Consider the following 12,723-nt stretch of genomic DNA (forward strand, 5'->3'; position numbering starts at 1 on the left):
CTTCTGTGTCTGCGGTGCCAGTCTCGGCCGTGTCAGCGGTAGAAGGAATGCACCCGGCATGCCGCGGGCTCGGCCCCGGCCAGAGCCACGGCGCCGACGTGGTCGCCGACGATCGGCAGGTCCCGGACGAAAAACGGGCCGCCCAGCCGCCCGGTGGGGTCGTGCACCACCTCGCCCGCCACCGGCAGCCGCAGTCCCAGAGCCAGTCGTGACCCGGCCGCCTTGACGCATGCTTCCTTACGCGTCCAGAGCCGCAGGTAACGGCGGTAGGCGCTGGTGCCCGCGGCGTCCACCTCGGACGCCTCGTCGGCGGTGAAGAAGCGGGCCGCCATCTGTCGCGGGTCCAGCCCGGGACGGGGATGGTCGACGTCCACCCCGAGCTCGCGCCCGGCCACCGCGACCAGCGCCAGCTCACCCGCGTGGGCCAGGCTGAAGTGCACGGGGGTCCCGGTCAGGAACGGCCGGCCCCGCGGCGTGCGGTCCAGCGGCAGATCCTGCGGCCGTACGCCGAGCAGGTCGGCCAGGATCGCGTTGAGGGCGGCGTGGGCCACGACGAAACGCCGGCGCGTCTCCGGATCCTTGATCGCGGAGGCGCGCCGGCGGTCGTCGGCGGTGAGGCTGCGGGCGGCGGGAGCGGCCACATCCAGCCGGACCGTCCAGACGTCAGCCACGGTCCAGTTTGCCCTGGACCAGGCCCTGGAAGGTGTTGAGCCGCTGGATGTTGCCGGTGCCCTCCATGAACTCGACCCCGCGCGCGTCGCGCACCAGCTTGTCCAGCATCGGCTGGGTCAGCCGGGCGCCCGGGCCGAAGTAGCCCAGCGCCTCGAGCGTCACCTCCTCGGCCAGCCGGGCCGCCCGGGCCTTGGCCGCCGACGCCAGGTGCCCGTCGGCCGGGCGGGCGTCCACCACGGCCGCGGCCCGCCAGATCAGCTGCCGGACGCCGTCGATGCGCCGCCCGGTCCGCTCCCAGCGCAGCCGCTCGCTCTTGGACAACGACCCGCGCTGCGAAGCCACGTATTCGTGGGCCGCCCGGGCGATGCCGAGCGCGATCGCGGCCACCCCGGGCCGTAGCCGGTTGAACATCTGCACGCCGCTCCACACCCCGCGCCGGGTCGGGCTGAGGTGACGGCCGAGCACCCGGCCGGCCGGGACCGGCACGTCGTCCAGCAGGATCGCGCTGAGCTGGGCCCCGCGGAGCCCGACGGTCGGGATGGGCTCGGCCTTGAATCCCGCCGAGCCGGTCTCGACCAGCACGGCGGTGGCGCCCAGCGGGCCGGGCCGGTCGCGGGCGAACACGATCCCGATCGAGGCCCGCGCCCCGTTGCCGATGTAACGCTTGGCCCCGCGCAGCCGCAGGCCGCCCTCGCCGTCCGGTTCCAGCGCGGTCTGCATCGCGCCCGCGTCCGAGCCGTGGTCGGGTTCGGTCAGCGCGAAGAACGTCCAGGTCGGCTCGGCCAGCATCCGGCCGTAGAACCAGTCCTTCTGCTCGCGGTCGGCCAGCAGGTCGATCAGCACCCCGGACAGCGACGGCCCGGGCGCGGCCAGCATCATGCCGGCGTCCCCGGCCGCGATCTCCTCGGCGAACACCACCCGTTCCATCGCGGTCATGCCGTCGAACCGGTAGCCCCCGATGAGCGGGCGGTCCGGCATCCACTCGTCCGGGATGAGCATGGTGGACAGGTGGCGTACGGCCGGGTTGTCCAGGCAGCGGCGGACGGTGTCCGGGTCGCGGTCCAGGTCCAGCGCGGTCGCCCGCAGGTCGCGTCCCCAGTCCCGGGCGTGCCCGCGGGCCGTCCGGAGCCGGTCGTCCAGCTCGATCATCAGTTCTCCCCTCCACCGATCCACGCGTCGGCCAGCAGTTCGGACGCGTTGACGACCGCGCCCGGCCCGGACGCGAGGAACCCGCCCGCCCCGAGCAGGCGCAGCAGCATCCGGTCGGTCCGGGTGATCTGCCGGTGCAGGTCGGCCAGCGTCTCGACGTCCGGTGGGGTGCCGGTCAGCACCGTCCGGATCTCGAGCTGCTCGGTCACCACGTCGGCCAGGGCGCCCTTGATCAGTTGCTGGAGCAGCAGTGCGGTGTCGCCTGCCCGGCGCTCGCCGAGGTGCACGACCGTGGCGTCGAGCAGTGCCTCGGACAGGCCGAGCCGCAGTCCGGCCAGCTGCGCCAGCCAGTCCGGCCACGGCGCGGGATCCCCACCCGGGCCGGGCGAGCCCCGGTAGCGGACCGCGGTCAGCGGACCGTCGGGGGTGTCGACGGTGCCGAGCCGCTCGACGCCGGCCGGGTCGAGCACGGCGACGGTGCCGCCCGCCCAGACCCGGTCGGCGGTGCGCAGCATCGGTTCCGGCAGCACGCAGCAGCCGGTCGGGCCGCACGGCAGCGTCCCGCCCGGCAGGGTGCCGTGCAGCCCGGTGAGCGTGGCGGTCAGCCCCCGCTCCCGGGCCGTGCGGCGGGCTTCCTCGGCGCTCATCGGCCGGCCTCCCCGATCTCCACGTCGATCGAGCGCAGAACGACGTCGGCGGCGGGCAGGACGGCGAGCGCGAGGGTGCCCGAGACCGGGTCGCGATCGGCGACCGCGATCGGCCCGGAGGTGACGGCCCGGCGTCGCGCGAACTCCGCCCAGACCCCGGCCGCACCCAGATCCCGTACGGGAGAACCGGTCTCGAGGCCCGGACCGGTGATCAGGGCAGCGTCGGGCGGCACCAGATCATGCAGGCGCTCGCCGGGGTCAGCGACATCGGGATACTGCTCCACGGCGATCCCGTCGGTGCCGGCCGGTTCCAGCAGCATGGCCACGCCGATGTCGTGGGCCGGCACCGGATAGCGGGCGCCGATGATCTCGTACGGCATCGTGGTCTGCTCCATGATCAGCAGCAGCGCGCGGCAGCCCGGGAAGTCGCCGGCGTACGAGCCCAGCAGCCGCAGCGCGGTGAACGGGGCGATCGGCCCCTGGTCGGACACCGCGAACGCGAGCGGATCCCCGGGCAGCAGTTCGTTCAGATAGCAGGCGGTGACCCGGCGCGGATCGGCGTCCGAGGTGGCGTGCGCGAGCACGACGAGATCGACCGGGCCGGTCACGTCGAGCTCGGCGACCAGCCGGTCGGCCATCTCGGTGTAGGAGACGCGGGCCGACGCGGCGTGCCGGTCCCGATCGAACCGGCGGCCGTACAGCGCGGTCATGTCCGACAGGTACTCCTCCAGCAGCGGATCGCCGGAGTACGGCTGCGGATCGGGCTCGAAATGCCGCACGATCACCTGGGTCGGCCGCAGCCGGCCGGTGCGGGCCGGCGCGGCCGGGGCGGTGGACAGGAACATCGGGGTCAGGCCAGACCCTGCTCGAGCACGTAGTCGGCCAGGGTGCCGACCGTGGCGAAGTGGTGCTGCTCCAGCGTGTCCGAGTCGATCACGGCGTCCAGCTGGTCCTCCAGGTGCATCAGCAGCTCGAGCACGTTGGTCGAGTCCAGGCCCAGCTCGTCCATCAGCCGGGTCCCTTCGGTCACCTCGACGTCGTCGCGGTTGAGCACCGCGATGACGGCGCCGATCACGTGGTCGACGACCGCGGCGCGGTCGACGGTCGCTTCCGAGGCCATGGTCATGGCTGTCTCCTAAGGGGTCAGTCGAGAATCTGAGGGCTGAGCAGGTCTTCGACGGTGTCGCGGCGGCGGACCAGACGGGCCCGGCCGCCGTCCACCAGCACCTCGGCCGGGTAGCCGTGGCTGAGGAACAGGACGGGGGAGGCGGTCGGCCCGTACGCGCCGGACCGCAGCACGCCGACCAGGTCGCCGGGCTCCAGCTCGGGCAGTTCCACGTTGCGGCCGATGGTGTCGTTCGGCGTGCATAGCGGTCCGGTCACGTTCCACGGGCCGGTCTCGCCGCCCGCCCGGTTGAGCAGTTCCATCGGGAAGTTGCGCTTGACGAACGAGCCGATGCCGACGGCCGCCATGTGGTGGTTGGTGCCGCCGTCGGTGACCGCGAACCGTTCGTCCATCGACGTCTTCACATAGCGGACCCGGGTGACGTAGGTGCCGCCGGGACCGGCCAGGTAGCGGCCGAGCTCGAGCAGCAGCCGGGCCTGCGGGTGGGCGGCGCGGAACTGCTCGATCACCGGATTGAGCTGGTCGGCCACCGCCTGCGGGTCCAGGTCGGACTCGTTCGGGAAGTACGCCACGCCGAGCCCGCCACCGACGTCGACCACCTCGAGCGGGAAGTCCAGGCGTTCGGCCAGTCGCTCGGCCAGGTCGATGATCCGGCGGGCGTTCTCGGCGATCACCGAAGGATCAAGAATCCGGGTTCCCATGTACGCGTGCACGCCCAGCACCCGCAGCCCGGGGAAGTTCTTCACCAGATCCGGCTCGTCGAACAGCTGGAGCTCGTCGATGCCGAACTGACGGGCCTTGCCGCCCATGGTCAGCCCGGACCCCTTGACGGCGAAGCTCGGGTTGACCCGCAGCATCACCGGCGCCGTGATCCCCCGCGACCGGGCCAGCTCGTCGAGCACGCCGAGCTCGCCGAACGACTCGCACACCACGGCGTACACGCCCTCGTCGAGGCACGCCTCGAGCTCCGCCCGGCTCTTGCCCGGTCCGAGGAAGATGATGTCGCCCGGCGCCACCCCGGCCATGAGCGCCGTGCGCAGCTCGACCAGCGACGACACCTCGGCCCGGGCGCCCGCCGAGTGGAACAGCGCGCACACGGCGACGTTCGGGTTGGCCTTGAGCGAATAGAACATCTCCAGCGCCGGGTCGAGCCGGTCCCGCAGGTCCTGGTACTGCCGGCGCAGCACGTCCCCGTCGTAGACGTAGAACGGCGTGCCGAACTGTGCGGCCAGCTCGGTCACCCCGATGCCCTGGATGCTCATCTCTGCGGTCACGGTCGTGCTCCTTCCGCCGCGGCCGCCAGCCGGTCCGCGATCTCGCCGTCCATCGCCATCAGCTCGTCGGTGGTCGGCGCGATCAGGAAGCCGTAGAGGCGCCCGTCGGCCGGTCCGTCCCCCGCCCGCACCAGGGCGTTCACCGTCGAGAAGTTCTGCACCACCATCCCGGCGTCACCGGCCGCGCTCAGCAGCCACGGCCCGAGCGCGTCGCGCACCTCGGCGAACCGCAGGGGCCGGGCCAGGTGCAGCGGGTACTGCCGGGCCAGCGCGCACCAGCCCGCCGGCACGTACCGCTCCTGCAGCCCGACCTGGTAGGTGGACATGTTGTTGCGGGCGTTGATCTCGACCACCGGGTAGATGCCGCCCTCGGGGTCGACCATCGCGTCCACCCCGACCACGCCGTGGTAGCCGTCGGCGGCGAGCCGGCGACCGAGCGCCCCGGCCGTCTCCGTCACGGTCGCGAGCTGGCGCTGGTCCAGGCCGGCGGGCATCCGGTGCCCCTTGTGGACGCCGTTCTCGGTGACCGCCTCCTTGACGAAGTCGAACTGCACCGAGCCGTCCCGCCCGACGGTGAACTGGTAGTTGAGGTCGGTGGTCTTGGCCACCCACTCCTCGACCAGCAGGGCCAGCCGCTGATCGCCGGAACGGTCGGCGCGGCGGCGCAGCTTGCGGTGGATCTGCTCCAGCCGGGCCACATCCCGGACCACGAGCAGACCCTTCCCCGAGACGCCGTACGAGTCCTTGAGCACGACGGTCCGCCCGGCCTCGAGCAGTCCGCGGGCCTGCTCCACGGCCGCGTCCAGTTCCGCGATCGACTCACAGGTCCAGCCGGTGGACTGGCGCAGTCCGAGCTCGGTGGCGATCTTCCGGCTGTAGATCTTGCCGTTGACCGCCTTGCAGGTGGCGGCGGGCGACCCGGCCAGCGTCAGTCCGGTCCGCTCGGCCAGCTGCTCCTCGTCGGCCGAGACGCCGTGCGGGAAGATCGCCACCGACCCGGTCAGGGCGGTCAGCCGGGCCAGCAGGCCGGGGCTGAGCAGCGCGTCCTGGGTGACCGTGTGGTGCGGGTCCTGCTGGTCGGTGATCAGCAGGTGCGGCAGGCCGACGCCGAGCGACTCCAGATAGGCCAGGTGGCCGGGGTCGGGCGCGTCCTTGAGCAGCACGTAGTCGTCGGGTCCGGCCAGCAGCAGGGTGAACTCGTCCATCCGGTTGACCAGCGCGTCCCCGGCCGACAGGGCCACCTTGGGCAGGCCCAGCTCGTCGCCGCCCCAGCGCTGCTCGACCTCGAAGTTGCCGAGGAACAGCAGGGCGGTCCGGTCGGTGCCGAGCAGCGCCGTTCGCAGCCGGCGTACGAAGGGTTCCCGTACGGTCGTCATCTCGTGCCTCTCAATGTTGGAAGACCATCGCGCTGAACGTGGATCCGAGTCCGACCGCGGCCATCAGGTAGTGGTCGCCCGGCCGGAGCCGGCCCAGGTCCCGCGCCGACACGTAGTTGAGGAAGGAATCGGCGCAGAAGCAGTGCCCGGTGACCGGCATGTTGTCCAGGAACAGGCGGTCGACCGGAATGCCGGCCTTCCGGGCCACCCGCACCCACGAGACCCGGTTGACGTTGTGCGGCAGCACCAGGTCGAGGTCGGCCACGGTGATCCCGGCCCGGGCCACGGCGGCCAGGATCACCTCGGTCAGCGCGTCCGGGTAGCGCTGCTGGAACTCCAGCGACATCTCCGCGGTCAGCGACAGCCCGGCGTTGAACTCGCCGTGCGTGGCCGAGGCGTACGAGAGCATCCGGTCCCGGCCGCCCGCGCCGATCAGGACCGCCGCGCAGCCCTCGCCCATCAGCGCCGTGCCCGGGATCATCCGGGCCGACGGGGTGAACGCCTTCTCGCCGACGAAGATCAGGGCCAGGGCGTCCGGGTCGTCGTCCTCGGCCAGCAGCCGCCCGCACAGCTCCACCGCGAGCAGTCCGGAGGCGCAGGCGTGCTGGGTGACCGCGAACGCCTGCGCGTGCCGCAGACCGAGCGCGCCCGCCACGTCGTGCAGCGGGTCCTCCGGGTACGGCGCGATCGCCTGCAGGGTGCGGGCCTGCACCACGTACTTCACCTGGTGCTCGCGCCCGCGCAGCTCGTCCAGCTTGGCCGCCGCGTGCAGCATCAGGTCGGCGATCGTGCCGGTCGGCTCGCGCAGCACCTCGGACAGGCCGTAGTAGCGGTGGAACATCCGGATCTGGGTGTCGGACAGGCCCAGGTCGCCGGCGAGCGAGGCGATCGGCACCCGCTGCGGCGGATGGTAGGCGGAGACCGCGGCGAGTGCGGTCATGCGCCGTGGTCCCGCGGCAGGGCACTCAGGTACGCGGTGAGCGCGTCGATGCTCGGGTGGTCCCAGACCAGGGTCGGGTCGAGCCGGAGTCCGAGGTGGTCCTCGATCTCGCCGCACAGCGCGAGCGCGTACACCGAGTCGAGGCCGAGGTCGGCCAGCGGCGTGGCGGCGTCGATGGTGGCCGGGTCGCGTTCGGTGAATTCGGCGACCCGCAGCAGCAGCCACGGGCGGAGCTGTCCGGCGTCCTGGTGGTTCGGCAAGGTGGTCAATTCCGGCTCCTCGGGCGGTCGGGCAGGGTGTCGTGGAACAGATCGAAGGCCCGGCCGGCCTGATACCGGCCGGCCAGTTCGGCGTGGATCGGGCCGGCCAGCGACGCCGGCAGCGCCCGGTGCACGCCGTCGAGTTCGCCGGCCAGCCGCAGCAGGGCCGCGGTCACCCAGGCCTGGTCGGCCAGGAACGTCCCCGGCCGGCCCTGCTCGGCGAGCCAGAGGTTGAGGCAGGTCGACGCGGTCAGCACGGTGGTGTAGCGGGCGGCCAGGTCGAGCGCGGCCGGGTCACCACCGATGGCCAGGTCGGCCGGGCGCAGCGCGAGCGCGGCCGTCCGCAGCCGGGCCAGTTCGCCGGTGAAGGTGCGGGTCAGCTCGCGCAGCAGTTCCCCGGTGCCGGGCGGCAGCGCCTCGGCCGCGGCGAGCAGCTGCGCCGTGAGCGGGTCGGCGCCCGAGGCGATCCGGAGCCGCTCGAACGGCAGCGGCGGCAGCTCGGCCCGGTGGTCGTACAGGTCCTCCGGTGATGCCTGTCCGGCGGCCCACGAGCGCCGGGCCAGCCGGGGGAGCTGCGGCAGCACGGTGGCCAGGCAGGCGACCCGGGCCGCGTGCCCGAAACCGGCCGGGGCCAGGTCGCGCGACAGCTTCTGGAAGATGCCGTACTCGCCGGTGCGCAGATAGCTCTGGGCGCCGAGCACCTCGCCGAGGCGGGCCATGGCCTGGATCGCCCGGCCCGAGACGACGTACTTGACCGCCGAGGCGTAGACGTTGGTGTCCTCGGGCAGCAGGTGCACGGCCCGGGCCACGGTGGTGGCCAGGCAGTCGGCGATCAGCAGGTCCACGAACGACTCGGCCAGCACCCCGCGCACCACCGGCATCGCCGCCACCGGCCGCCCGCGCAGCACCCGGTCGTCGCCGAACCGCACCGCCGCCCGCAGGCCGGTGTCGAGCGCGCCCAGCGTCATGGCCGGCAGTCCGGTCCGGGTCAGCTGGAACGAGCGCAGCGCGATCTCCATGGCCGAGCCGGGGGCGCCCAGGGCCACCCCGGCGCCGACCGGGCACCGGTCCACCTCGATGCCGCCGAGCTGCACCCCGCGCATCCCGCTGCTGGCGAAACGGGGCAGGTAGCGCAGCGCGCCCGGCGGCAGCTGATCCTTCTCGACGAACAGCTGGGTGTGGCTGCGTCCGCCGGGCGCGTCCGACGTCCGGCTGAAGATGACCATCGCGCTGCTCCGCCGTGCGTTGGTCACCACCTCCTTGCGGCCGGTCAGCAGCAGTTCCCCCGTACGGCCGGGGTCGGCTCGGAAATCCACCCGCGCGAAGTCGTTGCCGTGCGCGAGTTCGTGATAAACCGAGGCCACCTTGTGCCCGCCCAGCAGCAGATCCGCCAGCCGGCGGTGCTGGGCCGCGTCGCCGCCGGCCCACACGTTGACCGAGGCGATGAACGAGCTGGCGCCGTAGCCGAGCCCCAGGCACGGGTCGTGCCGGAACACCGAGCGCATCACCCGGATGAGCCGGTCCAGGCCCGTCAGCCGGCCACCCAGGGCAGTCGGGACGAACTCGGCGTTGAGCGCGAAGTCGTCGAGCATCCGCTCGCCGTCGGCGAACATCTCCGACCGCTCGTCGGCGGCCAGCACGGCCCGGTGGCCGAGCGGGTTGGCCGGGTCCCACGGGTCGCCGAACCGGCGTTCCAGGTCGGTCACGGTGCTCATGCGGTCTCCCCGGCTTCCAGGATCGACGGCCGCCGGTCGGGGCTCAGCGCCGCGAACACGCGCTCGTAGACGTCGGTGCCCTCCGGCCCGGCCCCCAGCCGGTGCAGCACCCAGGCCAGCACCGCCTCGAGCCACAGCCCGTCGCGCCACAGCGGGTCGTCGCCGGCCCGGTCGTGGTTGTGCAGCCACAGATGCACGGCCGACGCCCCGGCGACGCACAGCTCGAACCGCTGGGCCAGGTCGTAGGCGGCCGGGTCCACATCGCGCGGCGCCGGGCGGTAGGCGGCCAGGTCGGCGTGCACCCCGTCGGTCGCGGTCAGCAGCGCCTGGGCCGCCGCCCCGGGCCCGCCGGCCGCGTGGACCCCGGCCACCGCCGCCGCCAGACCGAGCAGCGGCAGGCATCCGCCGCGCCCGGTCAGCGCGATCCGGGCCGGGTCCAGTCCGGGCACCGGCTCACTCAGCCGGGCCAGCGGGCGCAGCCGCTCCACGCCGGCCGCGCCGCCGGACCAGCCCCGGGCCAGCTGCGGGAACTGGTTGATCACGGCGTGCCGGTTGACCGGCGTGCTGCCGTCGAAGATGCCGACGATCCGGTGGTCCCGCTCGATCTTCTGGAAGCGGCCGTAGCCGGGGATCCCGGTGAGGAACGCGCGGGCGCCGAGCTGCTCGCCGCATCCCTGGATCAGCTGGTCGGTCAGGGTCGGCACGAACGCCTTGGCCACCGGGGCCAGCACGCTCAGCTCCTGGGTCTCGGCCGTCACGGCCCGCGACACCAGCGCGGTCACCGCCTCGGCCAGGAACAGCATGGTGTGCAGCCGGCCCACCCCGCGCCGCAGGTAGGGCACGTCGGCCAGGCGCCGGCCGTAGAGCTCGCGCTCGGCCAGGTACTGCCGGATCAGGCTCAGGGCGTGGTCGGCGGCGCCGAGCGAAAGAGCCGTGCAGGCCGTACGGGTCAATTGCAGTGCCCGCAGGACGGTCTCCAGACCCGATCCGCGGGGACCGACCAGCGCCGTCGCCGGCAGCGGCGCGTCCACGAACGAGATGCCGCTGATGTCGGCGCCCCGGATGCCGTGGGTCGCCTCCCGGGGCAGGCACCGGTACGCCTCGGCGGGCAGTTCGCGCTTGTCGGCCAGCACGACGGTGAACCCGCGCGGCCCGCCGGCCGCCTCGGTGCGGGCCAGCAGGCAGACCACCCCGGCCCGGGTGGCGTTGTTGATCAGCCATTTGGTGCCGTCCACCCGGTAGCCGTCGTCCCGCCGCACCGCGGTGACCTCGCCGCCCATCAGGTCGCTGCCGTGCCCCGGCTCGGTGAGGGCCCAGCAGACCGGGATCCCGGCCAGCACGGTCCCGGCGAGCCGCCTGGCCTGGGCCGTGTCGGCCTCGTCGCGGGGCACCCGGGCCCAGACCGAGGCCGAGCCCAGGAACGTCTTGGCGTGCCCGACCGCCGTCGTCAGGTCGCGGCCCGCGACCGTCCGCAGCACCTGGACCAGCGTGTCGAAGCCGCGCAGCTCGCCGCCGTAGGCCGCCGGCACGTAGTGCGCGGGCAGCCCGAGCCGGTCCAGTTCCGCGCAGATCTCGTCCGGGAACGCCTCGGCCTCGTCGGCGGCGGCGACCCGGGCGTGGTTGAACACGGTGTCCGCGTGTTCCGGGTCGCCGAGCCGCTCCTCGAACCGCCGGGCCGCGGCCCCGGCGAGCGGCATGGTGGGTGCGGCCATGTCAGGACCGGACCCGGTCGGCGGTCTGCCCGGCCCGTACGCCCTGTGCCGCGCTCGTGAGCTGCTCGTGCTCGGCCCCGAGGGCCTCGGTCAGGAAGAGCATCCGGGCCAGCCCGCGCTGGATCTTGCCGCTGGTCGTCCGCGGCACCGCGCCCGGCCGGACCAGCACCACGCTGGCCGCGCCGACCCCGAACTCGGTCGACAGCAGACGCCGGATCGCGGTCACCAGCTCGGCCCGCGCCTCCGGGGCCATCGACCGGGCCCGGCACTCCTGCACCACGACCAGTTCCTCGTGCGGCACCTCGATCGTGAAGGCGGCGCCGACCCCTTTGGACAGCCGGTCGTCGACCGAGCGGAGGGCGGCCTCGATGTCGTGCGGATACAGGTTGCGCCCGTTGACGATCAGCAGTTCCTTGATCCGGCCGGTGACGTAGAGCTCGCCGTCGCGCAGCAGACCCAGGTCGCCGGTCCGCAGGAACCCGTCCTCGCCGTCGGCCAGGGCGTTGCCGAACGCCTCGCGGGTGGCCTCCGGGTTGCCCCAGTAGCCGCGGGCCACACTCGCGCTGCGCAGCCAGATCTCACCGATCCGGTCGGCCGGCTGCGAGCGCCGGGTGGCCGGGTCGACGATCCGGACGTCGATGTCAGCCGGCGCCGTGCCACTGCTCACCAGGTGACGGACCGGTCCCTCGTACGCCTCACCGACCGCGACCACCGTGTCCCGCTCGAGCTGATCGGCGTCGACTGCGGTGACCACCGGCGGGCGGCCCTCGACGGCCCCGCTGACGCTGAGCGTGGCCTCGGCCATGCCGTAGCCCGGGCAGAGCGACTCGGGGCGCAGCCCGGCCGCCGCGAACCGGCGCGCGAACGCGTCCAGGGTGGCCGCCTGCACCGGCTCGGACCCGTTGACCGCCTGCGCCCAGCGGGACAGGTCGAGCCCGGCGATCTGCTCGTCGGTGACCCGCCGCGTGCACAGGTCGTAGGCGAAGTTGGGCGCGGGGGAGATGCGGACGTCGTGCCGGTCGATCAGCCGCAGCCAGGTGTACGGGCGCTTGAGGAACGCCGTGGCCGACATCCCGACGCTGCACCCGCCGACCGACAGCGGGGCCAGCAGCTGACCGATCAGCCCGAAGTCGTGGTACATCGGCAGCCAGCCGCCGACCCGCTCGCCCTCGGAGCCGCCCAGGATCTCGTGGAACATCCGCAGGTTGTGCAGCAGGTTGGCGTGATCGACCACGACACCCTTGGGCGCGCTGGTCGAGCCCGACGTGTACTGCAGGAAAGCGATGGCCGAGCCGTCGATCGCCGGCCGCTGCCAGTCGGCGGCCGGGCCGGGGGCCACGTCGTCGAAGGCCAGGCACGGCACGTGGGCCAGCTCGGACTCGGCCGCCCACTCGCGGACCGGGCCGAGAGCCGCGGCATCGGTGAGGACCGCGGCGACCTCGGCGTTGCGGGCGATGCCGGCCAGCCGGTCGCGCTGCCGCCGATAGCCGTCGGGCAGCGGCGCCGGCACCGGGATCGCCCCGGCGTGCTGCACCCCGAGGAAGTTCTCGGCGAACACCGTGCCGGGCTCGTTCAGCACCAGCACCCGGTCGCCGGGCCGCACGGTGGCGGTCAGCCGGGCGCCGATCTGCCGGGCCCGGGCGGCCAGATCGGCCCAGGACACGGTCCGTACGGGCGCGGTGTCGTCCGCCGGGTCGGGGTCGAAGATCAGCGCCGGCCGGTCCGGGTGGATCGCCGCACGGTGCTGCAACAGGTCGACAAACGTCTCGTGATCGGGCATCAGGCGTTCCCCCGCAGGTCGGTGACGTGCCGGACCAGCGTCGCGCCGGGTCCGGCGGGTGCATAAGACTCG

The 12,723-nt window shown here is 73.6% G+C and carries 12 protein-coding genes; all 12 read right to left on the minus strand.

The window, feature by feature from the left end:
• Positions 1–32: 32 nt before the first annotated feature.
• The 12 genes from KOI35_RS48980 to KOI35_RS20545 are packed head-to-tail and all read right to left on the minus strand — an operon-like array spanning position 33 to position 12,651.
• The gene (locus tag KOI35_RS48980; protein ID WP_215789107.1) at positions 33–671 is read right to left on the minus strand and encodes a 4'-phosphopantetheinyl transferase family protein; all 639 of its coding nucleotides are present in this window, start codon (positions 669–671) and stop codon (positions 33–35) included.
• Positions 664–1,821 (minus strand): acyl-CoA dehydrogenase family protein, encoded by a 1,158-nt coding sequence (locus KOI35_RS20495; protein ID WP_215789108.1) that lies wholly within the window; start codon positions 1,819–1,821, stop codon positions 664–666. Before KOI35_RS20495 ends, KOI35_RS48980 begins: the two co-directional genes overlap by 8 nt.
• The gene (locus KOI35_RS20500) at positions 1,821–2,468 is read right to left on the minus strand and encodes a hypothetical protein (protein ID WP_215789109.1); all 648 of its coding nucleotides are present in this window, start codon (positions 2,466–2,468) and stop codon (positions 1,821–1,823) included. The genes KOI35_RS20495 and KOI35_RS20500 overlap by 1 nt, the downstream gene beginning before the upstream one ends.
• The gene (locus tag KOI35_RS20505) at positions 2,465–3,313 is read right to left on the minus strand and encodes a hypothetical protein (RefSeq protein WP_215789110.1); all 849 of its coding nucleotides are present in this window, start codon (positions 3,311–3,313) and stop codon (positions 2,465–2,467) included. The genes KOI35_RS20500 and KOI35_RS20505 overlap by 4 nt, the downstream gene beginning before the upstream one ends.
• A gap of 5 nt (positions 3,314–3,318) precedes the next feature.
• Positions 3,319–3,594 carry an acyl carrier protein gene (locus tag KOI35_RS20510; protein ID WP_215789111.1) on the minus strand — a complete coding sequence of 92 codons (276 nt, stop codon included), beginning with the start codon at positions 3,592–3,594 and terminating at the stop codon, positions 3,319–3,321.
• A 17-nt stretch (positions 3,595–3,611) separates the two neighbouring features.
• Entirely contained in the window at positions 3,612–4,868 is a 1,257-nt protein-coding gene (gene lysA / locus KOI35_RS20515; RefSeq protein WP_308121082.1) for a diaminopimelate decarboxylase, read from the minus strand.
• Complete coding sequence (locus KOI35_RS20520; RefSeq protein ID WP_215789112.1) at positions 4,865–6,244, minus strand: preATP grasp domain-containing protein; 1,380 nt, start codon at positions 6,242–6,244, stop codon at positions 4,865–4,867. Before KOI35_RS20520 ends, lysA begins: the two co-directional genes overlap by 4 nt.
• Before the next feature lie 10 nt (positions 6,245–6,254).
• A complete protein-coding gene (locus tag KOI35_RS20525; protein WP_215789113.1) occupies positions 6,255–7,184 on the minus strand; it encodes a 3-oxoacyl-[acyl-carrier-protein] synthase III C-terminal domain-containing protein in 930 nt (309 codons plus the stop codon).
• A complete protein-coding gene (locus KOI35_RS20530; protein ID WP_215789114.1) occupies positions 7,181–7,453 on the minus strand; it encodes an acyl carrier protein in 273 nt (90 codons plus the stop codon). Before KOI35_RS20530 ends, KOI35_RS20525 begins: the two co-directional genes overlap by 4 nt.
• Positions 7,450–9,159 (minus strand): acyl-CoA dehydrogenase family protein, encoded by a 1,710-nt coding sequence (locus KOI35_RS20535; protein WP_215789115.1) that lies wholly within the window; start codon positions 9,157–9,159, stop codon positions 7,450–7,452. The genes KOI35_RS20530 and KOI35_RS20535 overlap by 4 nt, the downstream gene beginning before the upstream one ends.
• Positions 9,156–10,871 (minus strand): acyl-CoA dehydrogenase family protein, encoded by a 1,716-nt coding sequence (locus KOI35_RS20540; protein WP_215789116.1) that lies wholly within the window; start codon positions 10,869–10,871, stop codon positions 9,156–9,158. Before KOI35_RS20540 ends, KOI35_RS20535 begins: the two co-directional genes overlap by 4 nt.
• 1 nt (position 10,872) lies before the next feature.
• Positions 10,873–12,651 carry a fatty acyl-AMP ligase gene (locus KOI35_RS20545; protein WP_215789117.1) on the minus strand — a complete coding sequence of 593 codons (1,779 nt, stop codon included), beginning with the start codon at positions 12,649–12,651 and terminating at the stop codon, positions 10,873–10,875.
• Positions 12,652–12,723 lie beyond the last annotated feature (72 nt).

This window comes from Paractinoplanes bogorensis, from assembly GCF_018829635.1.
GTDB classification, from domain to species: domain Bacteria; phylum Actinomycetota; class Actinomycetes; order Mycobacteriales; family Micromonosporaceae; genus Actinoplanes; species Actinoplanes bogorensis.

What these genes read in the sequence shown, in the direction of transcription:
- KOI35_RS20520 (WP_215789112.1), bottom strand. Translation starts at nt 6,244, where the DNA reads ATGACGACCGTACGGGAACCCTTCGTACGCCGGCTGCGAACGGCGCTG.
- KOI35_RS20525 (WP_215789113.1), bottom strand. Translation starts at nt 7,184, where the DNA reads ATGACCGCACTCGCCGCGGTCTCCGCCTACCATCCGCCGCAGCGGGTG.
- KOI35_RS20535 (WP_215789115.1), bottom strand. Translation starts at nt 9,159, where the DNA reads ATGAGCACCGTGACCGACCTGGAACGCCGGTTCGGCGACCCGTGGGAC.
- KOI35_RS20545 (WP_215789117.1), bottom strand. Translation starts at nt 12,651, where the DNA reads ATGCCCGATCACGAGACGTTTGTCGACCTGTTGCAGCACCGTGCGGCG.
- KOI35_RS20505 (WP_215789110.1), bottom strand. Translation starts at nt 3,313, where the DNA reads ATGTTCCTGTCCACCGCCCCGGCCGCGCCGGCCCGCACCGGCCGGCTG.
- KOI35_RS20540 (WP_215789116.1), bottom strand. Translation starts at nt 10,871, where the DNA reads ATGGCCGCACCCACCATGCCGCTCGCCGGGGCCGCGGCCCGGCGGTTC.
- KOI35_RS20500 (WP_215789109.1), bottom strand. Translation starts at nt 2,468, where the DNA reads ATGAGCGCCGAGGAAGCCCGCCGCACGGCCCGGGAGCGGGGGCTGACC.
- KOI35_RS20495 (WP_215789108.1), bottom strand. Translation starts at nt 1,821, where the DNA reads ATGATCGAGCTGGACGACCGGCTCCGGACGGCCCGCGGGCACGCCCGG.
- KOI35_RS20510 (WP_215789111.1), bottom strand. Translation starts at nt 3,594, where the DNA reads ATGACCATGGCCTCGGAAGCGACCGTCGACCGCGCCGCGGTCGTCGAC.